The sequence below is a fragment of the Arthrobacter sp. MYb224 genome (assembly GCF_002975455.1).
GTDB lineage: Bacteria > Actinomycetota > Actinomycetes > Actinomycetales > Micrococcaceae > Glutamicibacter.
This window is the reverse complement of the sequence record NZ_PCPU01000001.1, coordinates 577,838-603,110: the sequence shown is the minus strand read 5'-3', so window position 1 is coordinate 603,110 and position 25,273 is coordinate 577,838. Positions and strand designations below refer to the sequence as shown.

At 59.3% G+C, this 25,273-nt stretch carries 18 protein-coding genes; 12 read left to right on the top strand and 6 right to left on the bottom strand.

What is annotated here, in order from left to right; genetic code table 11:
* Nucleotides 1–217 precede the first annotated feature (217 nt).
* From CQ017_RS02900 to CQ017_RS02885, 4 genes are all read left to right on the top strand, one after another.
* Complete coding sequence (locus tag CQ017_RS02900) at nt 218–1,174, top strand: proteasome assembly chaperone family protein (RefSeq protein WP_258133466.1); 957 nt, start codon at nt 218–220, stop codon at nt 1,172–1,174.
* On the top strand, nt 1,171–2,439 hold the full coding sequence (locus tag CQ017_RS02895) for a nitrate/nitrite transporter (protein WP_105552405.1): 1,269 nt from the start codon (nt 1,171–1,173) through the stop codon (nt 2,437–2,439). Before CQ017_RS02900 ends, CQ017_RS02895 begins: the two co-directional genes overlap by 4 nt.
* Nucleotides 2,440–2,505: 66 nt before the next feature.
* Nucleotides 2,506–3,609, top strand: a complete 1,104-nt coding sequence (locus tag CQ017_RS02890) for a DUF4192 family protein (protein WP_181148230.1) — start codon at nt 2,506–2,508, stop codon at nt 3,607–3,609.
* 252 nt (nt 3,610–3,861) lie between these two features.
* Nucleotides 3,862–5,091: an RNA polymerase sigma factor gene (locus tag CQ017_RS02885; RefSeq protein ID WP_105552403.1), complete on the top strand. Its 1,230-nt coding sequence runs from the start codon at nt 3,862–3,864 to the stop codon at nt 5,089–5,091.
* A 156-nt stretch (nt 5,092–5,247) separates the two neighbouring features.
* Here the strand turns inward: CQ017_RS02885 and CQ017_RS02880 are convergent, their stop codons facing one another.
* Entirely contained in the window at nt 5,248–5,472 is a 225-nt protein-coding gene (locus CQ017_RS02880; protein WP_096286423.1) for a hypothetical protein, read from the bottom strand.
* Between the two features lie 223 nt (nt 5,473–5,695).
* Here CQ017_RS02880 and CQ017_RS02875 point away from each other — a divergent pair, with 223 nt between their 5' ends.
* Nucleotides 5,696–7,804: a type IIA DNA topoisomerase subunit B gene (locus CQ017_RS02875; protein WP_105552402.1), complete on the top strand. Its 2,109-nt coding sequence runs from the start codon at nt 5,696–5,698 to the stop codon at nt 7,802–7,804.
* A gap of 114 nt (nt 7,805–7,918) precedes the next feature.
* Here the strand turns inward: CQ017_RS02875 and CQ017_RS02870 are convergent, their stop codons facing one another.
* Nucleotides 7,919–8,884, bottom strand: a complete 966-nt coding sequence (locus CQ017_RS02870) for a M56 family metallopeptidase (RefSeq protein WP_105552401.1) — start codon at nt 8,882–8,884, stop codon at nt 7,919–7,921.
* A gap of 23 nt (nt 8,885–8,907) precedes the next feature.
* Complete coding sequence (locus CQ017_RS02865) at nt 8,908–9,279, bottom strand: BlaI/MecI/CopY family transcriptional regulator (RefSeq protein WP_096286417.1); 372 nt, start codon at nt 9,277–9,279, stop codon at nt 8,908–8,910.
* Nucleotides 9,280–9,671: 392 nt separating this feature from the next.
* Between CQ017_RS02865 and CQ017_RS02860 the strand changes: the two genes are divergently transcribed.
* The 3 genes from CQ017_RS02860 to cydC are packed head-to-tail and all read left to right on the top strand — an operon-like array spanning nt 9,672 to nt 15,644.
* A complete protein-coding gene (locus CQ017_RS02860; protein ID WP_105552400.1) occupies nt 9,672–11,261 on the top strand; it encodes a cytochrome ubiquinol oxidase subunit I in 1,590 nt (529 codons plus the stop codon).
* A gap of 13 nt (nt 11,262–11,274) precedes the next feature.
* Nucleotides 11,275–12,300 (top strand): cytochrome d ubiquinol oxidase subunit II, encoded by a 1,026-nt coding sequence (cydB, locus tag CQ017_RS02855; RefSeq protein WP_105552399.1) that lies wholly within the window; start codon nt 11,275–11,277, stop codon nt 12,298–12,300.
* 26 nt (nt 12,301–12,326) lie between these two features.
* The gene (gene cydC / locus CQ017_RS02850) at nt 12,327–15,644 is read left to right on the top strand and encodes a thiol reductant ABC exporter subunit CydC (RefSeq protein WP_105552398.1); all 3,318 of its coding nucleotides are present in this window, start codon (nt 12,327–12,329) and stop codon (nt 15,642–15,644) included.
* 14 nt (nt 15,645–15,658) lie between these two features.
* Here cydC and CQ017_RS02845 read toward each other — a convergent pair whose 3' ends face one another.
* Entirely contained in the window at nt 15,659–18,289 is a 2,631-nt protein-coding gene (locus CQ017_RS02845; protein ID WP_105552397.1) for a DNA topoisomerase (ATP-hydrolyzing) subunit A, read from the bottom strand.
* A 99-nt stretch (nt 18,290–18,388) separates the two neighbouring features.
* On the opposite strand from CQ017_RS02845, the gene CQ017_RS02840 reads away from it, so the two are divergent.
* Genes CQ017_RS02840 through CQ017_RS02830 form a run of 3 tightly spaced genes read left to right on the top strand, consistent with a single transcriptional unit; the run spans nt 18,389 to nt 22,877 of the window.
* Nucleotides 18,389–21,049, top strand: coding sequence for a GNAT family N-acetyltransferase (locus CQ017_RS02840; protein ID WP_105552396.1), 2,661 nt, complete (start codon nt 18,389–18,391; stop codon nt 21,047–21,049).
* Nucleotides 21,050–21,101: 52 nt separating this feature from the next.
* A complete protein-coding gene (locus CQ017_RS02835; protein WP_105552395.1) occupies nt 21,102–21,686 on the top strand; it encodes a DUF5998 family protein in 585 nt (194 codons plus the stop codon).
* A 6-nt stretch (nt 21,687–21,692) separates the two neighbouring features.
* Nucleotides 21,693–22,877 (top strand): alkaline phosphatase family protein, encoded by a 1,185-nt coding sequence (locus CQ017_RS02830; RefSeq protein WP_105552394.1) that lies wholly within the window; start codon nt 21,693–21,695, stop codon nt 22,875–22,877.
* 99 nt (nt 22,878–22,976) lie between these two features.
* Here CQ017_RS02830 and sepH read toward each other — a convergent pair whose 3' ends face one another.
* Nucleotides 22,977–24,029 (bottom strand): septation protein SepH, encoded by a 1,053-nt coding sequence (gene sepH / locus CQ017_RS02825; protein ID WP_105552393.1) that lies wholly within the window; start codon nt 24,027–24,029, stop codon nt 22,977–22,979.
* 240 nt (nt 24,030–24,269) lie between these two features.
* Between sepH and CQ017_RS02820 the strand changes: the two genes are divergently transcribed.
* The gene (locus CQ017_RS02820) at nt 24,270–24,572 is read left to right on the top strand and encodes a DUF4193 family protein (RefSeq protein ID WP_105552392.1); all 303 of its coding nucleotides are present in this window, start codon (nt 24,270–24,272) and stop codon (nt 24,570–24,572) included.
* Nucleotides 24,573–24,615: 43 nt separating this feature from the next.
* On the opposite strand, the gene CQ017_RS02815 is transcribed toward CQ017_RS02820, so the two are convergent.
* Nucleotides 24,616–25,176: a DUF3093 domain-containing protein gene (locus CQ017_RS02815; protein WP_105552391.1), complete on the bottom strand. Its 561-nt coding sequence runs from the start codon at nt 25,174–25,176 to the stop codon at nt 24,616–24,618.
* Between the last annotated feature and the right edge of the window lie 97 nt (nt 25,177–25,273).

Below are 25,273 nucleotides of genomic sequence, written 5' to 3'. Positions count from 1 at the left end.
GTCTAAGGACGGTTCAGCCCGCGAGAATAACCGGTGGATGGTGCCGGTGAGCTGAGTGTTTCCTACACCCGATGTTAGCCGAGGTTTGAGCTCGGCGTGCGATACTTCACAGCGAGCGAAAGGCTGAACGGATAGGATAAGTTCTTGAGCTTTAAGTAATCGCCTCTGTTTGGCGGTACCGAAAACGATTGAGGTGAGAATGTCCAAGGATCCGTTGATGACTCTGGTCAGCACTAACTTGGACGATCCGAGTCTGCAGGGTCTAGGGATGTACGTTTCGTTGCGTGGCGTATCTGACGCGGGCCATGCCCATGACTTGGTATGCAATGAGCTCTTCGGAAATTTGAATTCTGAACTCTATGCCAGTTTTGACGCGGATGAGCTTGTTGTCTACAGCGCCCAGCGCCCGCGGGTGTCTTTCCTCGGCGACCACTTCGCCGGCTATCAAGAGCCGCGCATCGAAATCTACCTGATGACCGACGCATTGGACCGGAAGTTCTGGTTCCTCACCGGAGTCGAACCAGATCTGCGTTGGGAACGCACCATCGCCGAGTTGCTCAACTTTATCGACGCGTTCAACGTGCAATTGGTGACCGGCACCGTGTCGCTGCCTATGCCTGTGCCACACACCCGCCCAGTGGGAGTGACAGCACACGGAAACCGCAAGGATCTCACCGAAAATATCTCCACGTGGGCCCCTACTGCCGAAACCCCATCGGGGCTGATGGCGCTCTTGGAGATCCGCCTGAATGACGCGGGCCGCGACGTCGTAGGCTATTCGTTGCACACCCCGCACTACCTGGCCGAATCCGAATATCCGGCGGTTGCCGTGGCTGCCTTGGAGCATGTGGGTGCCGCGCTGAAGCTGGCACTTCCCACGGAGAAGTTGCGCGAAGCGGCCCGGTTGATCGAATCTCAGCTTGCCGAACAGATCGAAGGCAGCAACGAAGTCAAGCAAATGGTGCTCGGTTTTGAAAAGCGCTTTGACGAGCACGCGCAAGACCACGAGCGCCGTTCGCTGCTGTTGGACGAAGACGAAAAAATGCCAAATGCCGAGGAGCTGGGGGCAAGTGTTGAAGACTTCCTGGCCACAATCGAGGACAGCGCCGACTGGTTGAACGCCAACGGAAAGTCCGGGGGAGCGGACTCCGCATCGGGTGACCCTGACCAGTGATTCAATCTCACCTAAACTCGGCGCGATCTTGGTTGGTGGTTTGTGCCGGAATATTTACCTATATGGCGGCCGTGTCCCAACGAACAAGTTTTGGTGTTGCAGGGCTTCAGGCCACCGAAAGATTTGACGCCACCGCTCAAATCCTGGCGTCATTTTCGGTGGTTCAGCTTGTTGTCTACGCTGGCGCTCAGGTTCCGGTAGGACTGCTGCTGGACAAGGTTGGACCGCGCATCATGATCATCACCGGTTCGGTGTTGATGGCTATGGGTCAAGCGTTCTTGGCTATTTCAACGAGCGTTCCAATGGGGCTAGGCGGGAGAATCCTGGTCGGGTCGGGCGACGCGATGGTGTTCGTCTCGGTACTCAAGCTGCTGCCGTTGTGGTTCTCCGGCTCGCGCATTCCCGTACTAACACAACTGGTAGGAACCTTTGGGCAGGCCGGACAACTGGTCAGCCTCTTTCCTTTTCATCTGATCTTGGTGCAGTTTGGATGGACGCCGGCATTTTCAATTATGTCCGGTCTGGCTTTAGCAAGCTTGCTAATCGCGATATCGCTGATTCGCAATGGTCCGGGCTGGGCGCATCTGAGCGAGAGCGCACCGATGCGTACCCGTGATCGATTAACCACCGCGTGGAAGCAACCCGGAACCCGGCTTGGGTTCTGGACACACTTCACCACCTCCTTTATGCTCAATGTCTTCTTGCTGACCTGGGGGTACCCATTCCTAGTTCAAGGTCAGGGGCTCGAGGGTGGTTTCGCATCCGGGTTGATGTCGATTTTCGTGGCGGTTGCGGTCTTATACGGGCCACTGCTCGGAGCATTGACGGCCAGATATCCGCAAAAGCGCTCGAACTTTGCCCTGGGCGTTATTGGAGCCATGGTGTTCATGTGGGCGGTGGTGTTGTTCTGGCCTGGTGCAGCGCCGTTATGGGTGCTGATCATTTTGCTCGTTGCGGTGGCGGCTGGTGGCCCTTCATCGGTTATCGCGTTCGACTTTGCCCGGACCTTCAACCCACCAAACATCATGGGTACCGCCATTGGGCTGGTCAATACCGGTGGGTTCTTCGGCGGGTTCGTCACCATCTACCTGGTCGGCGTCGTGATGGACTGGCTTTATGTGGCCAATGGGTCGGTGGGCGAGCTCTACAATTTGCCGGCCTTCCGCATTGCGTTGTCGGTGCAATTTGTCATGGCGGCGATCGGGGTGACGTTCATGCTGATCGAACGGCGCAAGGCCAGACGGCAGCCGGCCAACATCCTGTAGGTACACTTCTCCACAGCGCGCGCTGAACTGCAGGCCGGAATGGTTGTTGGGACGCATCGTGGGGTTATGACTACTACACCCGAACGGCAGCCCCTCTCGTTGTCTGATTGCGATGACGTACTCGCCTATATTCCTCATGCCCTTGGCTTTCACCCGCAAAAGTCGATGGTGCTCCTACTGATCGTCGGCCAACGCCTCGAAGCGACGCTTCGTGTTGACCTGCCCAGCGAAATTCATGAAGTTGACCGCCAGCCGTGGGTCGCGCAGGTGCTCAGCTTGCTTCGACGACTTCCGCAGGTGCGCAGTGTTGTCGCAGTGGTATACGCACCGGGAGACATCAAAATCGCAGAGGAGATTCCCTATCAGCAAATGATCTGCGAACTCGAAGAAGCCTTTGACCCGCAGGGCATTCAACTGCGACAAGCCTGGTGCCTTTGCCGCGAAAAAGTCTGGGACTACGACGACGGCGACGTCGGTGTAGCTTTCCCGCGGCCAGACATCGCGCTGGGAGAAACCAACCTGTCGCTGGTCCTTGCCGGTTCTGCTCCGTTGGACCACCCTTGGGACGGAACCGGAATAGCAACGTGGGCTAACGCGGCAGAAGTCCAAGAGCTCACCGGCGCATTTGGCGATGACCTGGTGGACAGCCTCGACGATTGGGCAGAAGTATTGAACCTGAGCGATGAAGAAGCACTAGAACGCATTCATTCGAGTTCGCTGAGCAGCGCACGCATGCTGGCCGGCCTGAGAATTCGTCTCGTACGTGATCTACTACCTTTTCTTGCTGGTGTCGGTGCGGCGCAAACCATAGAAATGTCCAAACAATTGTGCGTTGGCAATGAGGGCGAGCAGGTTAAACCCTTGGCAGATTTTCTCTTGGGACGAGGGTGGCAGAGCCCGGACTGGAAACGATTGGAACGGCTATGGTTGGTTTCTCGCGATCTGCTCGGTGTTGCGATTGACGGTGAACGTCACGCCTTGATGTGTATCCTGGCTTGGATCGAATGGGCTCGCGGGCGAGGCACCATGGCCATCGCTTTGCTCGATCGAGTCCTAAGCGAGCAGGGAGACTACCGGCTAGCCCAGCTCCTTCGAGAGCTGATGAATCGCGGATCGATGCCCGAATGGGCGACGGACGAACTACGTGCCTGGCGTGCCCAGCTGGGTTAGCGGACGCGCGGGTGACCGGGTCAAGTGGTGTCTGTGGGCGAATTAGTGGATAATGAAAAAACAGACCCGGTTAGGTTCGAGTTGTCTAGGTTCCAGAAACGTAGTTTTTGGGAACATTAGACGTGGTTGGTGCGTTGTTATCAATGTACCCGCCGTCGCGTTGAGTCACTGATACAGCGCATTCGGACTTGACAGGGTCATAGTGGTGTTACCGGCAGGTGCATCCGGAACGCATCGTTAGAAAGGTTATTCGTGTCATCTTCTGAGACGAACGCTAATCGTAAGGTTACTGAGGCTGAGGCCGCAGAGGCCGAGGAAACGGCAGAAACTCCTGTCGCGAAAAAGCGCGCTACCCGTGCGAAGGCTAAGCCTCGCGCAAAGAAGACTGCAACTTCCGAGGAGTCGGACGTCGAGCAGGGTTCTGAAGAGTCCGAAGACGATGCTGAGTCGGGTGCCACTGACGCAGCTGGCGCCAAGGACGGCTCGGCAAAGCCGGAAGAGGAATCCAAGGGATTCACCTTGTCTTCCGCCGATGATGATGCTCCGCAGCAGCAGGTCATGGTTGCAGGTGCAACCGCCGACCCGGTCAAGGACTACCTGAAGCAGATCGGTAAGGTCGCGCTGCTGAACGCAGAGCAGGAAGTCGACTTGGCTCTGCGTATCGAAGCAGGGCTTTTCGCTACCGATAAGCTTTCCAAAGATGACGGCTCAATCGATCAGCGCTTGCGCTGGGACTACGAGCAGATCATCCACGACGGCAAGATCGCAAAGAATCACCTACTTGAGGCGAACCTTCGTCTCGTTGTTTCGCTGGCAAAGCGCTACACCGGGCGTGGGATGCTCTTCTTGGACTTGATTCAGGAAGGTAACCTGGGTCTGATCCGTGCGGTCGAGAAGTTCGACTACACCAAGGGATTCAAGTTCTCCACCTACGCGACCTGGTGGATCCGCCAGGCCATTACCCGCGCCATGGCCGACCAGGCACGTACCATTCGTATCCCGGTCCACATGGTTGAAGTCATCAATAAGCTGGCGCGTGTACAGCGACAGATGCTTCAGGATCTGGGCCGCGAACCGACTCCAGAAGAGTTGGCCAAGGAACTGGACATGACCCCTGAAAAGGTTGTTGAAGTTCAGAAATACGGTCGCGAACCAATCTCGCTACACACCCCGCTGGGTGAAGATGGCGACTCTGAATTCGGTGACTTGATCGAAGACTCCGAAGCGGTCGTTCCGGCCGATGCGGTTTCCTTCACCTTGTTGCAGGAACAGCTGCACTCGGTTCTGGACACCCTGTCCGAACGTGAAGCAGGCGTTGTAGCTATGCGCTTTGGCCTGACCGACGGTCAGCCGAAGACCTTAGACGAAATCGGCAAGGTTTACGGTGTCACCCGTGAGCGTATTCGTCAGATCGAGTCGAAGACCATGTCGAAGCTGCGCCACCCATCGCGTTCACAGGTTCTGCGTGACTACCTAGACTAAATTTTGACGTCATGCGGTCGCAATATCCCAATGGAGGATACTGCGACCGCATTTCTTTTTAAGCTGTAGCGCGGGGAGGAAGCGCTTAAAACAAGAAGGGCGATCCAGCATCGGCTGGATCACCCTTCTGTTGAATAGGACCTAGGTCCTAGTTGTTTAGTCGTTGATGTCGACCTTTGGCTTTTCGTAAAGTCGTGCCGACTCGTCCTGCCAGACCGAAGTGATTGGGCGCAGCTTGGGTTCCACGGAGCGTGCGTGGTGGGCACAGAAGAGTAATTCTCCGCTGTTCGAAGCCAGCACAGCCCGTACATAAGCCTGTGCGCCGCATCGGTCGCACCGGTCGAGGGCATTTAGTTCACGACTAGTGGTAGTAGTAGTCATTGCCAGCCTCCTTAAATCGATGTTCAATCTATACAACCAGCTTTGGCCTTGACTTTATCCCCAAATCGAGGTGCTTTCGCTCACCGCGTAGCGTTTGTGGAGAACTTTCGATGACGACTCGGGAGAATTACCGTCCGGGCGATAGCACCAAGTTCGAACACATAAACGAGTAGAATGATATCTAGTTCATTCTTTTCCCGCGTCAGTAGGAGATTGCAGCCCCGTGGCCTCAGCCGATAATTACAATGCACGTCATCTCTCCGTTCTTGAGGGGCTCGAAGCGGTACGCAAGCGGCCTGGCATGTACATCGGGTCAACCGATTCTCGTGGCTTGATGCACTGCCTGTGGGAGATCATTGATAACTCCGTCGACGAGGCGCTAGGCGGTTTCGGGCAATCCATCAATGTCATCTTGCATGCCGATGGTTCGGTCGAGGTGCATGATGATGGGCGTGGCATTCCCGTTGACATCGAGCCGAAGACCGGTCTGAGCGGCATGGAAGTCGTCTTCACCAAACTACATGCCGGCGGTAAATTCGGCGGCGGCTCCTATGGGGCTTCCGGCGGCTTGCACGGGGTAGGCGCTTCGGTGGTCAACGCTCTTTCTGCTCGACTAGACGTCGAAGTTGATCGCGGCGGCAAAACCTATTCGATGCAGTTCCGCCGTGGTGAGCCAGGCAAATTCGCTGATCGTGGCCGGCCCAAAGCCGATGCCCCCTTCGCCGCTCATGAAAAAGCAACCGTTCCGGAAATCATCGGCAAAGCAAAGCGCGGGGTGACCGGTACCCGTATCCGTTACTGGGCAGATGACCATATCTTCACGTCGGACGCAAAATTCTCATATGAAGAACTCCAGAATCGCGCCCGCCAGACCTCTTTCCTAGTTCCTGGACTGCGGATCACCTTGCGCGACGAACGTGCGCTGGCCGGAACCGCGGGAGCCGAAGGACCCTATGAGGAGGTCTTCCAGCACGACGGCGGCATTAGCGAGTTCGTCGAGTACCTGAGCAGCGATTCGTCGGTCACCGACGTGTGGCGCGTCCATGGCAGTGGTTCATTCCACGAGAAGGTTCCGGTAATCGACGAGAACGGGCGGAGCCATATCGAAGACGTTCAGCGCGTGTGCGAGGTCGACGTCGCGTTGCGTTGGGGGATTGGATATGACACCACCATCCAAAGCTTCGTGAATATCATTGCCACGCCTAAGGGCGGAACGCATATTTCCGGCTTCGAGCAGGCACTGCTGAAGTCTTTCCGCAAGAATGTCGACGCCAATGCTCGCAAACTCAAATTTGGTCAAAAAGACAAAATTGAGAAAGACGATGTGATGGCCGGGCTGACCGCAGTGCTCACGGTGCGCCTTGCCGAGCCCCAATTCGAAGGACAGACCAAGGAAATTCTTGGTACTTCGCAGGTCCGGCAGATTGTCACGAAGGTTGTCGAAAAGGCGCTGAACGAGCGCCTGGCATCCACCAAGCGCAATGAAAAGGCCGAAGCGTCGACGCTTCTTGAAAAAGTCGTCAATGAAATGAAGTCCAGGGTTTCGGCTCGGATGCATAAGGAAACTCAGCGTCGCAAAACCGCGCTCGAGTCTTCCTCGCTTCCAACCAAGCTGCTTGATTGCCGGAGCAAAGAAGTCGGGCGTTCTGAACTCTTCATCGTCGAGGGTGACAGCGCATTGGGTACTGCGCGTGTGGCGCGTTCCAGCGAGTTCCAGGCGCTACTGCCAATTCGAGGCAAGATCCTCAACGTGCAGAAGGCCTCCATTTCGGACATGCTCTCGAACGTGGAATGTGCTGCCATGATTCAGGTGATTGGCGCCGGATCGGGGCGAAGCTTCGATATCGAGCAGGCCAGATACGGCAAGATCATCTTGATGACGGATGCCGACGTTGATGGGGCGCATATTCGAACGCTGCTGTTGACGCTGTTCTATCGGTACATGCGGCCCATGATCGAGCACGGCCGCGTCTATGCAGCAGTTCCGCCATTGCATCGTATTGAGGTGATCAACCCGGGGTCGAAGGCGAACGAGGTAATTTACACTTATTCCGAGGCCGAGATGTCTGCCCTGCTGGCCAAGATTGAAGCCGAAGGTAAACGCTATAAGGAACCGATCCAACGGTACAAGGGACTTGGCGAGATGGACGCTGACCAGTTGGCCGAGACGACCATGGATCCGCAGCATCGGATGCTTCGGCGCGTGGGCATTGAACACGCTCAGGCGGCCGAGGAAGTCTTCGACTTGCTGATGGGCTCGGACGTCGCTCCGCGCAAGAACTTCATCATTGCCGGCGCCGAGAACCTTGAACGGGACCGCATCGACATGTAGTCGGCCTTGATATTTATGCACGAGATGGCCCTCCCGGGATGCCTGCCTAATCGCAAGCCCGGGAGGGCTTTGTCGTAGCTTGAGCGCTGTCATGCGCCCGCCTGCGTTGGCTAGTTACCAGGACAGCAAACGCGGGGCGATGAGCAAGACCGTGGGGCATACCAAGAGCAGCACCGTGCAGGAAAGAACCACAAAATTCTGCAATCGATTCAGCGGCGCTACCGGTGACAACAGGCGTTGCAGCCGCCGCGAGGAAACTTCACCTCCGGGCATCCCTACGACTTCGCCGGTGGCGGCGCTTGAGGCATTCTTGGGTGCCCCAACCGAGGCAATAGAGGAAGCCACGCTCACTATGGCGCGAAGCAGAACCGGTCGGGCCACTACCTCGAGTGCTTTGTCATCGGCGAGCATCTCGATTAGTTGCCGCACCGCATCCAGTGCCAAACGCGAGGTAGGCAGCCAGGGTAATGCTTCGTTCCAGGCGGTAAAGGCAAGAATCAGCAGATCGTGTCGCTGGTCGAGATGTGAATTCTCGTGCGAGATGACGGCGCGTTGTTCCTCGGCCGAGAGCTGGGTCAGCAGGCCCTTTGACAGCACCGTGACCGATCCGTTGAAGCCCGGAACGCAATAGGCCACCGGAAGGTCATGATCGAGCACGAGCGTATTGGGCCGGGTCTGCGAGGGGTTGCTCAACAATCGCAAGAGCTGGCGGTGCCGGGCTCTTTGCAGGGTGGTGCGCCACGAAGCTCTCACCAGGGTGAGCACCAGATGAAAAGCGAAGAGCAACGCCGTACTGAGCGCAAATAGGTGAACGACGCCGGGGTACTGAACGCTGGTATCGCCGGTGACCAGAAGCCAACCTGCATGCAGCGCGGAGATGAGGTCGTTGCCGAGCGGGGTCAGCCCCCAGACAAGCATTGAGCCAATCATGGACAGGCCACCGCCCAGAGCGATCGCTTGCCAGAGCAATACCGCCGCCACCGGGGCACGCGCGGTCCATTTTGCTTTAGACAATGCCAACGGCGTCGGCCACGCCAAGACGATAGCCAACGCCGCTAGGAAATATGAGGTGAGAAGCACTCAGTCCCCGAAGTTCATGTTACTCAGACAGTCTTTACAGAATCCAAGATAGCACGCAGGGAGACTGCTTCATCAGCCGAGATTCCTCCGATAAATCGGGCGAGGACGGCTTCGCGATCTTGAGCGGTGCCCAAAGCGTCGTTTAGCAGTCCAACAGTATGGTCCTCGCGAGACGAGGACGCGGTGTAACGATGTGGACGAGTGGAGCGTTCCCGCGCCACAAGTCCCTTCTTCTCCAGTCGTGCCAACACGGTTAGTACCGTGGTAACTGCGAGTTCTTTTGCATCAGTACCGAGTGCCGCTAGGGCATCACGAAGATCGTTAGCGGTAAGCGGTTCTGCAGAATCCCACAGCAGGTCCATGACGGAGCGTTCCAGATCGCCAAGGCTGGCCACCAGGTCTTACCTCACTTGCTTTAGTGCTGATGCAGTGCTGCCAACCTCCATAGTGGGGGAAAGCATTCTGCTTGGAAACTTCATTATATAGGCGTTTCTCCGATATTTCTACGTGGCGTAAAAATATCGAGTGATGACTGGGTTTGCGGATAACCACCTTGGGCCGGTCAAGTGGTGGCGCTGCTTCGAGTTGACTTGGGGTTTTTTGTTTCAGAAAGTTCAATCTGTGTCAATGCTAGGAATCTTGGTTTTTGCATCCCCGGGAAACTGTTGCGCTTCCGACGGGCCGCGAGTTCTACAGGCTGTCGAAATTGGTCTATTCTGGCAATACGGTCATTTTCTACGACATGTAGAAAATGAAGTATCGACTTCTCGTGACAGTTGAGGAATCCATGGATGTATTAGAGATTGCCCGGTGGCAATTCGGTATTACCACCGTGTACCACTTCCTGATGGTGCCGCTTACCATTGGCCTCGGGCTGACCGTTGCCGTGATGCAGACGGTTTGGCACCGAACCGGCAACGAACACTGGTTGCGCATGACGAAGTTCTGGGGCAAGCTCTTCCTCATTAACTTCATCATGGGGGTAGCTACGGGCATCGTCCAGGAGTTCCAATTTGGAATGGCGTGGAGCGAATACAGCCGATACGTGGGCGATGTCTTCGGCGCACCCCTGGCCATGGAGGCCTTGCTCGCCTTCTTCGTCGAGTCGACCTTCCTCGGATTGTGGATCTTTGGATGGAAGAAACTACCTCCGCGGATCCACCTAGCCACAATCTGGTGCGCCTCACTGGCGGCGATCCTTTCGGCCTACTTCATTCTGGTTGCCAACTCCTGGATGCAGCATCCGGTAGGCACAGAGCTCATCGACGGGCGCGCGGTGATGACCGATGCCTGGGCGGTATTCACCAACAACACCGCACTGGTGACCTTCCCGCACACAATTTTTGGTGCATTCGCGGTCGCCGGGGGCTTCCTGCTGGGAATCTCCTGGTTCCACCTCTACCGCCGCCGCAAGGAAGGCATCGACAGCGTTGATGCCAATGGACGAGTCGTCGTCGGTGAGGACCCGGCTAAGGGCCGGGTGCGAGATCGAAAGGATCACAAAGTCTGGATCACTTCATTGCGCATCGGCGCAGTGATCGCCGTGGTCTCCTTCGCCGGGGTCGCGCTGTCCGGCCATGAACAAGCAAAGCTCATGTTCGAGCAGCAGCCCATGAAGATGGCAGCCGCCGAAGCAGCATGCCATGACGGAACCGGCTTTTCGGTGCTCACCCTCGGTAACGTGAGCACCGAAGGGGCGACCACTTGTGACGACGTCGTTGCGGTCTTCGAACTGCCGGGGCTTTTGTCCTACCTCGCCAACGGCGATTTTGAGACTCCCGTCAAGGGCGTGAACACGCTGATTCCCGAATATCAGGAAAAGTACGGAAGCCACTACCCAGATGACCCGGCCTTCGGGCAGTACGCAGGCGAAGAGATCAGCTACCTTCCGGTGATGGAAGTAACGTACTGGGGATTCCGGCTGATGATTACCCTCGGCGGGCTTTCGGCGGTCGCTGCAGCCCTGGCGCTGTGGCTCACCCGCAAGGGGACGGTGCCCTACAGCAAATGGCTTTCACGGCTAGCTCTGCTCAGCATTGCAGCGCCCTTCGGCGCGAACTCGGCAGGCTGGATCTTCACCGAAATGGGCAGACAGCCATTCACCGTGGCGCCGAACCCTCAGATGGGCGGAGTGGACCAAGTGTTCATGTACACCGCCGCCTCGGTTTCTCCCACCGTGAGCGCCGGAGAAATGCTCTTCTCATTGATCACGCTGACCTTGGTTTATGGGGTGTTGCTGGTGGTGGAACTGGTGCTGCTCACCCGATACATCCGGGGAGGCACCGGATCGGCCATGCCCGAACTGCTGGATAACGAGCAGCCTTCGGACAAGGACCCTAGCGACGACGAGGGCGACGTACTCGCCTTCGCATATTAGACAGGCGATAGCAATGGATTGGCTTCCTACTCTCTGGTTTATCCTCATCGCCGTGCTCTGGACCGGCTATCTGTTTCTGGAAGGTTTCGACCTTGGCATCGGAATGCAGATCGGTCTGGGCCGCGGCGGCGAAAAGCACAAGCGCGTGCTGCTCAACACCATCGGCCCGGTCTGGGACGGAAACGAGGTCTGGCTGCTGACCGCCGCTGGGGCAACCTTCGCGGCCTTCCCTTACTGGTATGCGTCACTGTTTTCCGCGCTGTACCTCCCGCTGACGCTCGTGCTGGTGGCACTGATCTTCCGTGCGGTAGCCATCGAGTACCGCGGAAAAGCCGAAAGCAGGAGAACTCGCGGACTGTGGGATCTAGCCCTGGGCTGGGGTTCCCTTGTTGCGGCTTTCGGGGTCGGTGCAATGCTCGCCCTGACCACCCTCGGCCTGCCGCTGAACGAAAATGGCGACCGGGTCGGCGGGCCCTTCGCCTGGCTTACCTGGTCGGCAATACTCGGCGGTGTAGCGGTGGTGGCCTTTAGCTGGATCCACTCGATTGCCTTCCTGCGGCTGAAGACCGACGGGCCAATCCGTGCACGTTCGGGCAGGCTCTTTGTCCGTTGGCTCCCGCTGTGCATCGCCCCATTGCTGCTGTGGTCGCTGGTCGTCCTGCTCGGGCAGCGCTCGGCAATTGCCTGGGGACTCCTTGGGCTGGCCCTGATCGCGGTGTGCGGCGCATGGATGAGCGCACGGTCGGGACATGAAGCTCGCTCCTTCATAGCCCTGGGCATCACGCTCTTGGCCGCGGTGGCGGCGATCTTCGTCGCAGCCTTCCCGGTGGTGCTTCCCTCGACCCTTGACGCAGCCTTTGATTTGACCATCGACAACGCGTCGAGCTCGCCCTACACCCTGAAGCTGATGAGCATCGTGGCCGCCTTCGGCGTGCCCCTGGTGCTCGCGTACCAGTCCTGGAGCTACTGGGTATTTCGCAAACGCATCAGCGAAAAGCATATCCCGGAGGATCACCTGGTGACCTCGGTCGTGAAGTAGTTTAGCCAGTTCGAAAGGAACCGCTCATGCCTGCGCCCCGCTTTTTGCCTCGTGACCTGCTGCCCCGCCGACAGGTTGCCCTGTTGGCGGCCTTCTCGGTGCTCAAAACCAGCGGGCTAATCCTCGTGGCCTACACGTTGGCCACGTGGATCGCCCAGATGTCCGTCGGGCAGCCGCACCAGCAGCTGCTGCTCTGGTTGGCGCTGGGCGGGGCGGCATTGCGCACAGCGGGAGTCTGGGGACTCAACGCCGGCTCCCGGCGTATGGGGGCCGGAGCGAAAGAGCGGATGCGCGCAAACCTGATCGAATCCGCCGCTTCGCGCCCGGGGATCGTTGCAGATCAGCAAAATGACCTGTCGCTGGCGGAGACCTCGACGTTGGCAAGCCATGGCATCGAAAAGCTCGATGACTACTTCACCAAATTCATTCCCGCGCTGATCGGCGCCACGGTTGTGCCGCTGCTTCTGGGGATCTACATCTTGCGGATCGATTGGCTCAGCGCCCTGGTGCTGCTGCTGACGATTCCGCTGATCCCGGTATTCATGGCGCTCATCGGGATGCACACCCAAGACACCATCGAGCAGTCGCAAGCCAAGCTCGACGCCCTAGCCAACCAACTCTACGAACTCGCCCAGGGGCTGCCGGCGCTGCTCGGACTGGGGCGTGCCCGGCACCAAGGGCACGCCATCGCAAAGGTGAGCGAACGCTACCGGACCGCGACCATGCAGAACCTGCGGACCGTTTTCATGTCCAGTTTCTGGCTGGAACTGATCTCAACGCTCTCGGTTGCCGTGCTCGCCGTACTCATCGGTGTTCGACTCGTTGGCGGAAACATGGATCTGGGCACCGGGCTGACCATCTTGATTCTCGCGCCCGAACTGTTCATCGCCTTGCGTGAGGTCGGTTCGGCCTACCACGCGGCCGATGACGGGCTCGCCGCCTACGAACGCTACAGCAAACAAATACAAGGCACTCCCGCCAGCCCGCTGCGCGCCCCAACCGGCCCGAGGCACAAGGCCAATGTGCTCGAAGTGCGAAAGCTGGCGCTTAGATACCGGGGGCAGGAACCGATCTATAGCGATTTTAATATGGACCTGCGCGCCGGAGACCGCCAGGTGCTGAGCACCGCCAGCGGTAGCGGAAAAACCAGTCTGCTCAAGCTCATCGCCGAGGCGCAAACCAGCAGCAATGAGTTCGCCGCCGAGCTGGTGAGCGGCGAGATCTTTGTGGCCGGTGAATTGGCATGCATCAGCCAGCACCCGCAGTTCAACGCCCAGACGGGAACCGAGCAAATCGCACAAGACGCGCCAGGCGCGCCCAAGGAGCTGGCCGAAAGGCTAGCTGCCGAACTGAACCTAAGCGCCATGTTGCCACGTGCCATAGCGGAGTACTCGCCAGGGGAACTACGCAGGCTCGAGGTGCTGCGCGCGCTATTGCGGCTGCACTCGGTGCCCAGCTGCCGGCTGCTGCTGGCCGATGAGCCCACGGCCCATCTAGACGAACAGAACGCGGACACGGTCCGCCGGCTGCTGGCCGAACTACCTGAAGATTGCGCCATGCTGGTGGCCAGCCACGACCCGCTCATCACCGAAACCGGTCCCGCGCTGAGCGCCCGCCAGCCAGCGCCCAATCACCTGCACGCGGTATCCCCGGTGCCGATGCGCGGCGGGGCCGCGCCCCAGGGGAAACCAGAGGACAAGCCCCGGTGGAACCCACGCAGGGAAGTCATGAGCAACTATCCGGCAGCCCGCAAGGCGCTGTGCTACGGGGTGCTCTCCATCCTGTGCGCCGTTGCGCTCGCCGGGCTCAGCGGTTGGCTCATCGTCGAAGCCAGCTACCAGCCGGCGATCCTGCACCTCACCGTCGCCTTTGTCATGGTGCGCACCTTGGGCATCGGGCGCGCGGTATTCAGGTATCTGGAACAGCTCGCCATCCACGACGCGGTGCTCGGCTATGCCGGGGCCCTGCGTGAAAAGCTGTGGAACGCCATGGTCGCCAACCCGGCACGCTGGGGCATGATGAGCCGCTCCTCGGTGGTGCTGCGGTATTTGCTCGCCGAAGTCGACGAATTACGCGACTCCCTCGCCCGAGTGCTCTTCCCACCCTTGCAAGCACTGATCGTGTGGGCCCTGGCCACTGCGGCGCTTTTCCAGATCCAGCCAGAATTCGGCTACGCGGCGCTTGGCGCCGGGCTCTTCCTGGCCTTCCCGGCGCGCTGGCTGGTGAAGCAAGTCGAAGGGCGGCATCTGGCCCTGGCGCTGAGCCATCGCTTGCAGCTGAACCAATTGGTGCTATCGATTCTGCGCACTAAGGAAGCACTGCGCGCCTACGGCAGCCTCGGCCCGGTACTGCAGAAGCTAGCCCGGTCCGAAAGCCGGAATACCGCCCGGGCTCGCCGCCATGCCTATGGCCAAGGCACCGCCCCGGCGCTGGCCGCGTTGACCACGGTGCTGCTTGCCACGGCGTTGGTGTCCCTCTCGCAAAGCAGCGCATCGTTCACGGCCCTCGCCGTGCTGCTGGCCTTGTCCCTGGCAGAACCGGCAGCTAGCGCGCTGGGCGCGATCCAGCAGGGGCGAGCCTTGCACGAGCTGACCGATCAGCTCGCCGGCCGCGGGGTAGGGGAGCAACGCACTGCGGGACCAGGCGCAACCGCACCGAAACCTGGCTACACGGTCCACGGCTACCGGCTGGCCGGGCTGGAACTGGGCTACGTGCCCGGAACCCCGGTGATCAGCAACCTGGACGCGCAGATTCGCCCCGGAGAGTGGACCGCGCTGACCGGAGCCTCAGGCTCGGGCAAATCCACGCTGCTCACCGCCTTGCTCGGCGCCCTGCCCGCGAGCGGGGGACGCCTGGAAAGCATCGATGAGCACGGCAACTACCGTGCCCTGGAGCAAGGGGCGATGGACTCGGTGGCATGGTGCCCGCAAGAGGCGCACCTATTCGATTCCACTCTTCGACGGAACCTGAACCTGGCAGCCAACAGCGCGGCGCCGGCGTCCGACGAAGCGCTCATCGGGATCCTGCACCGGGTGGGGCTCGCCGGCTGGTACGCGGCACAACCTGCCGGGCTCGATACACGGATCGGCAGCGGCGGGCACCGGCTCTCCGGCGGGCAACGCTGCAAACTTGCGGTCGCCCGAGCCCTGGTCGGCGGGCAGCAGGTGATCCTGCTCGATGAACCGACCGCACACCTAGGCGTTGATGAAAGCGCCGAACTAATCCGCACGCTGCGTGCTGCGCTCGCCGGACGGACCGTCGTGCTGATCACCCACGAGACGAAGCTGGCCGAAATGTGTGAGGGTTCGATCTGCTTAGACCGAACCCTCACACCCACCAGCTAGAAGCAGCCGCCCGTTTAGAGCAGCACACCGCCATCGGAGAACGGCAAGGTGTCCTCTCCTGGATGCAGCTCTGGTTTCACCCGGGGCTTGGCGGCCGGGGCGGCGTCGCTCTGCTGTGGCGCAGGCGCGCTCGGCTCACTGCCGGCCACCGCACCGGCAGGTGCTTGGCCCGGCAGGGAACCGCCGAGAATGTTGATCGTCTGCGCCAGCGGGGCGCCGGAACCGTCACGCTTGGCGAATTCGGTTGGCAAGGCGCGCACCACCCCGGCGGCCGAACTGGCGCGGGCCGGCCCGTAACCGGCGTAGCCCAGCGCCAGGTAGTCCTCGCCCTTGGCGAAGCGGTGTGCCCGCACACCGGCCGTCGCGCGTCCCTTCACGGGGAACTCGCTGAAGGAACTGAGCTTCACCGACTGGCCCGAGGTCCCCGGAAGGGTCTGCGATCCGGAAGCTATGGTCGCCACGACCGCGTCCTCATTGGCCTGGCCCACCACGCCGAAATGAATGACCCTGTCCTCTCCGGCCAGCTTGATGCCGGCCATGCCCGAGGCGGTCCGCCCCTGCGAGCGCACGGCGGTGGCGGGGAATCGCAATAACTGGGCCTGGCGAGTCAGGAAGACCAGCTCATCGGAGTCCTCGGCCGGCGCGGCGGAAACAACGACATCGCCGTCCTTCAAGGTGATCACCTCGAACTCTTCGCGGTTCAACGGATAATCGGGGGTGACGCGTTTGACTACGCCATTTTGCGTGCCCAGGGCGAAGACCCGGTCCAGCGGCAGCAACGCCACCACGCGTTCGCCCTTTTCAAGCTTCAGGAATTCGCCGACCGGGACGCCATTGGCCAGCTGCGGGAAGCCATGAGTTTCGGGCAGCACCGGCACGTCGATCAACGAAATGCGGATCATCCGTCCGGTGGTTGTCAGCGCGCCGATCTCCCCGCGGGCGGTCGAGGGGACCTGGGAGGAGAGCACATCGTGCTTGATGCGTGCGGAGGAAAAGTCCAGCGGGCTCCGGTCATGGGTGCGGGCGATCTGCCCGGTGGCCGAGAGCAGCACGAAGCAGGGCGAATCGGAGACTTCCAGGGCCAGCTTCGCTGTTTTTCCGGTGCCTACCTCTTCGGGCAGCGCGGTGCCCTTCAGCGGTTCGAGGGCGGAGGACTTGTTCAACTTGGTGCGCCGCGGCGTGCCGAAGGTCTCCGCCATCTGGCCGAGCTCCGCGGAAACCAAGGCATGCAGCTTCTGATCGTCGCCCAGGATTTCGCGCAGCTCGGCGATTTCGGCGCGCAGCTGCTCGGCTTCGGCCTCCAACTCGATCCGCGAGTACTTGGTCAACTGGCGCAGGCGCAGTTCCAGAATGTGGCTTGCCTGCGGTTCGCTGAGATCGAAGACCGTCATCAGCCGTTCGCGGGCTTCGGCGGTCTGCTCGGAGGAACGGATGATTGCGATGACGTCATCGATGTCGAGAATCGCGATCAGCAGCCCTTCGACCAGGTGCAACCGGTCTTCGCGCTTGGCCAGACGGTGCGCGGTCCGCCGGCGGACCACATCGATGCGGTGCTCCACATAGACGGTCAGCAGTTCGCGCAGTCCCAAGGTGCGCGGCTGGCCCTCCACCAGGGTCACATTGTTGATCCCGAAGGAGTCTTCCATCGGGGTGTACTTGTACAGCGCGGCCAGCACGGCGTTCGGGTTGAAGCCGTTCTTAAGCTCGATCACAAGCTTCAGACCATGGTGGCGGTCGGTGAGGTCAACGACATCAGAGACACCAACGATCTTCTTGTTGTTGACGCCGTCCTTGATCTTCTCGATGACTTTTTCGGGCCCTACCGTGTAGGGCAGCTCGGTGACCACCAGCGCGGACTTGCGAGCCGAGATCTTTTCCAGGCTCACGGTGGCGCGGGTGCGGAATGCGCCGCGGCCGGAGCGGTAGGCGTCCTTGACGCCGTCAAGTCCCACAATCGTGCCGCCGGAGGGCAGATCCGGACCCGGAACGAACTTCATGAGTTCTTCGACCGGTGCATCCGGATTCGCGATCAAGTGCTGCGCCGCGGCGACTACCTCGTTGAGATTGTGCGGTGCCATATTCGTGGCCATGCCCACCGCGATACCGGTGGTGCCGTTGACCAGCAGATTGGGGAACGCCGCAGGCAGCACCTCGGGCTGCATGAACTGGTTGTCATAGTTGGGGACGAAGTCCACCACGTCTTCGTCGAGGTTTGCGGTCATCGCCACCGCGGAGGCGGCGAGCCGGGCCTCGGTGTAACGCGGGGCGGCCGGTCCGTCATCGAGCGAACCGAAGTTGCCGTGGCCATCGATCAGCGGCAGGCGCAGCGAGAAGCTCTGCGCCAGACGCACCATCGCATCGTAGATCGCCGTGTCCCCGTGCGGGTGGAGCTTACCCATGACTTCGCCGACCACGCGAGCCGACTTCACGTGGCCCTTCTCCGGGCGCAGGCCCATTTGGGCCATCTGGAAGAGGATGCGTCGCTGCACCGGCTTCAGGCCGTCTCGGGCATCCGGTAGCGCACGCGAATAGATCACCGAGTAGGCGTACTCCAAGAAGGAGGATTCCATTTCGCTGGTGACATCGATATCGACGATGTTCTCGACGAAATCCTCGGGAATCTCGGGAGTTTTTTTGCGAGCCATTACTCTGCCTTCGCCCTTCATCTGCTGCTTCACGGCCTAAAATGTCGGATTTCGTGTTGCAGCTGGGCGCAAACGCGAAAGCGCGACTATTCTAAGCCTATGGTGGATCGTAAACTTTCAGCGGCATATCCAGCCCACTGGGAAGCAGATGTTGTTCTTCGCGACGGCACGACCGCGCATCTTCGGCCAATTACGCCCCAAGATGCTCAAGCCTTGCAAGATATGCACAAACAGCAATCTGAAACTTCGGTTTACCTACGCTATTTTACGTACAAGTCGTCGCTGACTCCTAAAGAGCTCGAACGGTTCACCAATGTCGACCATCGCAACCGGGTGGCCTTCACCGTGCTGCGCGGTTCGAAGATCATCGGGGTAGGCCGCTATGACCGGCTGGACGATCCAACGGAAGCCGAGGTCGCGTTCAACGTCTCGGACGAATACCAAGGCACCGGAATCGGTTCAATCCTGCTCGAGCACCTTGCCGCCGCCGGGCGAGAAAACGACATAGTCAAATTCACCGCCGAAATCCTGCCGGAGAACCGCAAGATGCTCACCGTATTCTCGGATGCCGGCTATGCGGTGGCCCGGCACTTCGAGGATGGGGTGATCATGCTGGAATTCCCCATCAGCCCCACCGAGAAATCAAAAGAAGTCACCGAAGCGCGAGAACACCGGGCCGAAGCGAGCAGCGTTGCCGGGGTGCTAGCACCGTCCGCCGTAGCGGTTATCGGTGCCAGCCGCGCCTGGGGGAGCATTGGCCACGACGTGCTGGACCGGCTCGTCGAAGGGGGATTTACCGGCACCGTCTATGCCGTCAACGAGCAGGCCTTCGAGGTCGGCGGGCTGCCGAGCTATGGAAATATTACCGAGGTCCCCGGCCCGGTGGACTTGGCAATTATTTGCGTGCCACGAGAACGGGTTCTGGAAACCATCCAGGACTGTGGCGCGCACGGAGTCAAAAGCCTGATTCTCATGACCGCGGGCTACGAGACCGCCGACGGCCTAGTGGCCCAACGCAAGCTGGTGGCGCTGGCCAGGGCAAATGGCATGCGCGTCATCGGCCCAGCGTCCTTAGGGGTACTCAATACCGATCCGCAGATCCGCCTCAATGCCTCGCTGGCAAGCGAATTGCCGCAGGCAGGACCGGTAGGCCTGTTCAGCCAGTCGGCAGCCATGGGCATTGTTTTGCAAGGCGCAGCGATGCAACGCGCGGTAGGCCAAAGCAGCGCCATCTCAGCCGGGCTGCGCGCAGATGTGTCCGGCAATGACGCGATGCAATATTTCGAGGATGACAAGCGCACCGGCGTTGTGGCGATGCATTTGGAATCCTTCGGCAATCCACGTAAGTTCTCCCGCATCGCCCGTCGCCTGGCACGCAGCAAACCGGTGATCGTGGCCAAATCCGACCTGATGGGCCGACGGATACCACCGGGACACTCGGTGCGCTTGGGCGAAGCCCCTCCGGCGGCGTTGAATGCGATGTTGCGGCAATCCGGGGTGATCCGGGTGAGATCCATCGAGGAGCTCATGGATGTCGCCTCGCTGCTCTCGGTATTTCCGGCCCCTGCCGGACCGCAGGTAGCGGTGCTCTCGAATTCTTTGGCCCTGGCCGAAATCGTCTGTGATGTCACGGTGGGACGCAACCTGTTCGCCACCGCGCAGGGTGAAGAATTGGATTACTCGCTCGGAGAATCACGATCGATCTCGAAATTGCGTGCGCGGGTGACCGAACTTGTGCAAGATCCGCAAGTGCACTCGGTGATCGTGGCGCATCTTCCGGCCATCGGGATAAACGCTCAATCGGTGATCAAGGTGCTGACCGAATTCAAGGGGCAGGACAAGCCCGTCATTGCCCTCATGCCAGGCATCACGGATCCGAAATTCCGTGAGGGTGTGCATCAAGGCATTCCGGTGTTTACCTCGCCTAGCGAGGCCGTTGGCGCGCTGTCCAAAGCCTACGGCTACAGCCAGTGGATGAACGTCCCGTTTCAAGCCCTGCCGGAACCCACAGATGTGGATGTTGCCGGCGCGCATGAGTATCTTGAGCAGCTGGTCGGCGACATCGTCGGTACCGAACTGAAAGAGCTGAACCACGAACAGTCCAGTAAACTCCTTGGCTACTATGGCATCAAGGTATTCGATTCGACGGTGGTCAAGTCCGCCGAGCAAGCCCTGGATGCCGCCAACCGGCTCGGTTGGCCGGTCGCGCTGAAAGCCAACGATCCGGATATGCGCCAACGCCTCGATCTGGGCGGCGTTCGATTGAACATTCCAGATGCGCAGAGCCTAGAGGCAAACTTCAATCATATGAGTTCGCTCATGGCCTCGTACGACGTGACCTCGCTCGAAGTGCAATCCATGGCACCGGCAGGTCAAGCCTGCGTGATCAAGGCGGTGGAAGACCCGTTGCTCGGGCCGGTGATCTCCTTTGGACTGAGCGGCGATCCGGTGAACCTGCTCGACGATTGGGCCCACGGGGTGGCGCCACTGACCACAGAAGACCTCGACAACCTGATTCGACGCCCGCGCAGCAGCGTTCGGCTCCGTGGCTATCAGGGTCTGCCGGCGGTGGACCTGGAATCCCTGAAAGACTTCATCACGCGCGTCTCGATGCTCAAGGATCATCACCCAGCGGTGACGATTATGAACTTTGCGCCGATTAGCGTGGCTCAGGATTCGCTGAGTGTCCTGGGGGTCAGCATGAAGATCGGCAATACCGAACAGCGTACCGATAGCGTGCGGCGGGCCCTGCGAAGTTGAGCTGAGGGGTGGCTTGGATGATTTGGTCCGTTGCACTCGGTAGAATTAGGTTATGAACTCACCAACGTATTCCACTACCGCTGGTGCTGAATTGCAGCACGACCTGGTCAGGGCCGGCTTCTACCCGCAGATGGTGCAGGACGTCTTAGCCGAGGCAATGATGTCCCAACCGGTGCTTGACCACTACGTTCATCTGGAGACGCACTTCGACCACACCGAAGTTCACCGCCACATCACGGTTTTGGTGCTCAGCGAAAATGTCTTGTTCATCATCCACGTAGACGATCAGCAGCTCGATGACCACGGCAATAATGTCGTGGCTCAGGTCTCGACCGAAATGATCTCCTTGCGACGTATCGCCTCGGTCGCTACCAATTATGTCTATCACCAGCCACAGCATTACCGCACAGGCGATGAGGTGCGTGAGCTGACCTTCGGCATGTCATGGAACGGGACGAGCCGAATCGACCTCGCCCCTGCTCCCTGCACCGATCCGCAGTGCGATGCAGATCATGGGCTGAACGGAACCGCGCAACCCGAGGACTTGGTGATTCGGGTCAGCGCCGAGGCCGACGGGCAGCGCGCGGTCAACAAGGCACGCGAGTTCGCGGTGCGTTTGCGACAAGAAACTATCTGATTGCGTATGAGCCAAATTTTGAGCGATCCCGCGTTGCCAACGCCGCCTCAGGCGCTGCCTGCGGCCCCTGCCTACGGGAAAACGACACTGTCGGAAATTCTCCCTTCCGCCGCCCACGCACTCGGCGTTCCCGGCTACCGCAATCCGCTGGGGCTAAAAGCCACTAAACGGGTCAGCCTGATCATGGTTGATGGGTTGGGTTGGAATCAGTTCAAATCCCATGCGGCGCACGCCCCATTCCTACGTTCGCTCTTTGAGCGAGCACAGAAGCTGGGCACCGGTTTTCCTTCGACGACTGCGACGAGCCTGACCAGCCTGGCCACAGGTGTGGCACCTGGCGAGCATGGCATGCTCGGCTATGACGTGATCGATCCCGAGCGTCGGCGAGTAGTTAACCAACTTGGCGGCTGGCCCGCGGATCTGAAGCCAGAATCCTGGCAGACCGTTCCCACGGTATTTGAGCGAGTCCATGAACACGGCATCCATGTGGCTTCGGTTTCATTGCCCCTCTTTGCGAATTCTGCATTGACCCGCGCCGCCTTGCGCGGGCCGAAATTTGTGGCGGCCAAACAAATTACCGCACGCGCCCGGGCCACTCAAGAAATTTTTGCCAGCCACCGCAACGCACTGGTGTACACCTACTTTAATGAACTAGATAAAGTCGGCCACAAATTCGGTGTGGATTCCAGCCAATGGCGCGACACCCTCGAGGAAATTGACTACGTCATCAAATCGCTGGTCTCCCGATTGCCGGAGGAGACCACCGTGCTGATCACCGGTGACCACGGAATGGTCGATGTCCCTGAATCACAGCGCATCGATTTCAGCCTCGAACCAGAACTCATCGAGGGAGTCGAGCTCACCAGCGGGGAACCGCGCGGCGTGCATTTATCTTTTGCCGCGAAGACCAGCGACGCGCAACGCCACCAGGTACGCGAAGCATGGCGACGTGCTTACGGCTCGAAGGCCTGGGTGCTCAGCCGCGAGGAAGCGATCGATCTGGGGTACTTCGGCGATATCTCTGAAGCCCATGCCGCTCGCATGGGTGATTTGATCATCATGGCCGCCGAAGCAATCGCTTTCTACGATGGTCGGCGGGTGGCTCCGATGGCCTTTGACATGATTGGCCAGCATGGCTCGCTGACCGCCGGCGAGCGATTCGTTCCGCTATTTACGCATCACACCAAGTAATTCGCGGATAAGTCGCTTTCAGACCGGTAAAACAAGAGGCACTGCACAAAGTTGAAAACATTTGTGCAGTGCCTCTAGTTTTGCGCGGAAGCGGCTCGTTTAGGAGTCGGTGTCCTTCTTGCGCTTTCCAAACATGATGTCATCCCAGCTTGGAACCGAAGAACGCTTCGGCTTGCGCGGGGAGGAATCCTCGGCGGAAAGTTCGGGTTCCTGACTTGCGTCGTTGGAATCTTCCTTGTCCGTGACTACCATCAACTGCGAAGTCCGAGATGAGATGCCTTGTGACAGATGGGGGAATGACTCCTCATCGTCGTTCTCATACTTGCTCATGCTGCGTTCAATGATCTCGTTCAACCGGTCATCCTTCGCAGGATCCTCCGGGGCACGCTGGCCACGACGGGAATTGAGCAGGCTGACCAATTCCTCGGAATCGTTATTGTCTGCGCTGGCACTTGGTGCGGCCGGCTGCTCGGCCTGGCCTACGGCTGCGATGGGACGAAAATACTCTGGTGCCTGCTGCTCGCTTAACGTTTGCGCCCAACGATTTAGGTTCTTCAAGGACTTGCGCGCCGGGGTGAAAGCCCACTTGGCGACATTTTCCTTGCCGTCCGCCGAACCGTTGTCCAGCGACTCAACGTTTTCAGATGGCAGCGGAGAATCAAACTCCACCGTTACGATCCACTGGCCCTCAGGATCCTTCCAAGAGTTCCAGCGTGCGTGTTCGGCGTCGATATTGAGCTGGTGCAAACGATGCGTCACCATTGAACCAAGGTCCGCCGGTTCTTCGCCGAAAATCTCGCGGTACTCGGCATCGGTTTGAGGCCCGGAAACCTCTACCCGACGAGCCAATTCAGCGATGTGCTCACGTTCTGCTAACACTGGGCCTTCATACTTGACGATCTGTTCAACCGGAACATTCCATTCCAAGGACAGATCGTAAGCGGAAGCTCCAGCACGTACTCGTGCCTGGATCTCACGCGGCGAATGAACCGAAGACTCATCGCGGTTTCGCGGCGCCCGAGCTCGGGCGATTTCGGCCATTGCACTGCGCAGCGCATCGTCGACGGAAAGCTCAAAGCTCATCCCATCGTCGCTGCTGACCTGCAGGCTGGAACCATTTTCATGAATTCCTACCAGTCTCAGCTGACGCATTACTACCCTCCACACGGTCTATTTCCTGAGTAAAACTCTGCCACCTATGACCCTGATTTCCTATTACCGCCCCGGGTGTGGCGCAAGAATACTCGCAAGTTCATATCACTTTGTGGCTGATGTGTCACTGGCGGGAATGTTCGGCGCAGTTCAACGTTATACTTTTAGGCCGGTACTGGTGTTTACCAACAAGTGCCAAGTATCGAGATTATCGCCAGCGGAAAAGAGTGAAATACGATCATGGCCAATGAAAATGTTGCCTCACGTGAGACCAGCCAAGACCAGTCCCGCGCCGAGCAGCTGGCCGCAGCGAAAAAATTGGGCACCGCCGCGTCCGCGAACCTGGTCGATGAAAGCGAAGCTGAGCTTGCCGAAGCCTATGTTTTGCCCGGGGGAGAAGCCGGCCAAGACGAAGCAAATGTGGATATCATTCCGGAGCAAGCCGACGAATTCACCTGTGCCTCGTGCTTCATGGTGCGCCACCGTTCCCAGCTTGCCCGCGAAGATCAAGGGCAAAAATATTGCACCGAGTGCGAGGGCTAAGCCCCAACACTCGATGCAAGAAACAGACTTTCGGGGCTAAGGGCTAGCCCTGTTCTTCGGTAGATTCCGGAGCGCGGAACTGGATAGCCTCTTTGGCTTCCTGTTCTGAGGAATCACGCTGAGCCTCCTCGGTGAATTCATACATCACACCGCCCAGAGCCGCGGTGAGCTCTTCGGGGCGGCGCGTGGAAGTGATCCAATAAGGGGTCTCATCGCGCGGATCGGTGACTTCCATGCGAACTACCGCATCGAGCCAGCCGCGCAAGTTCATGAATGCTAGTCCATGCAGCTTCTGGCCACGCTGCTTGAATGCTTCTTCGCCGCGATAGCCGATGGCCTCGCCGACGAATTTTCGCTCAATGGTAGCGCGGCCCACGGTGAGACTTTCTTCGGTGACTTCCAGGGTAGGGACCTTAAGCAAGAAGATCACCGCGATGCCGACCAGGACAATGAGTCCGATTGCGATACCCCAAGGGATACTGATCGGGGCGACCGCTACGCCTGCGGTGATCGCGATTAGTAAAGGCCAAATCCATGTGCCGACCGAAGGCCATAGCTTTTCACGGAATAGAACATTTGAAGCCTCTGGGCTGGGAGTACTCATACCAACCAGTTTAGGCAATTTTTCGGAGTTGAATAACCGCTCGGATTCACTGGCGCAACCCTTTGGCGGCGCGCGATAGAGTTGGACAGGTAGAAAA

Bases quoted from the DNA above. Each gene is read 5' to 3' on its own strand.
- CQ017_RS02900 (WP_258133466.1), top strand. From the start codon at position 218: ATGACTCTGGTCAGCACTAACTTGGACGATCCGAGTCTGCAGGGTCTA.
- CQ017_RS02815 (WP_105552391.1), bottom strand. From the start codon at position 25,176: ATGAGTACTCCCAGCCCAGAGGCTTCAAATGTTCTATTCCGTGAAAAG.
- CQ017_RS02890 (WP_181148230.1), top strand. From the start codon at position 2,506: ATGACTACTACACCCGAACGGCAGCCCCTCTCGTTGTCTGATTGCGAT.
- cydB (WP_105552399.1), top strand. From the start codon at position 11,275: ATGGATTGGCTTCCTACTCTCTGGTTTATCCTCATCGCCGTGCTCTGG.
- CQ017_RS02840 (WP_105552396.1), top strand. From the start codon at position 18,389: ATGGTGGATCGTAAACTTTCAGCGGCATATCCAGCCCACTGGGAAGCA.
- CQ017_RS02820 (WP_105552392.1), top strand. From the start codon at position 24,270: ATGGCCAATGAAAATGTTGCCTCACGTGAGACCAGCCAAGACCAGTCC.
- cydC (WP_105552398.1), top strand. From the start codon at position 12,327: ATGCCTGCGCCCCGCTTTTTGCCTCGTGACCTGCTGCCCCGCCGACAG.
- CQ017_RS02830 (WP_105552394.1), top strand. From the start codon at position 21,693: ATGAGCCAAATTTTGAGCGATCCCGCGTTGCCAACGCCGCCTCAGGCG.
- CQ017_RS02845 (WP_105552397.1), bottom strand. From the start codon at position 18,289: ATGGCTCGCAAAAAAACTCCCGAGATTCCCGAGGATTTCGTCGAGAAC.
- CQ017_RS02835 (WP_105552395.1), top strand. From the start codon at position 21,102: ATGAACTCACCAACGTATTCCACTACCGCTGGTGCTGAATTGCAGCAC.
- CQ017_RS02860 (WP_105552400.1), top strand. From the start codon at position 9,672: ATGGATGTATTAGAGATTGCCCGGTGGCAATTCGGTATTACCACCGTG.
- sepH (WP_105552393.1), bottom strand. From the start codon at position 24,029: ATGCGTCAGCTGAGACTGGTAGGAATTCATGAAAATGGTTCCAGCCTG.
- CQ017_RS02880 (WP_096286423.1), bottom strand. From the start codon at position 5,472: ATGACTACTACTACCACTAGTCGTGAACTAAATGCCCTCGACCGGTGC.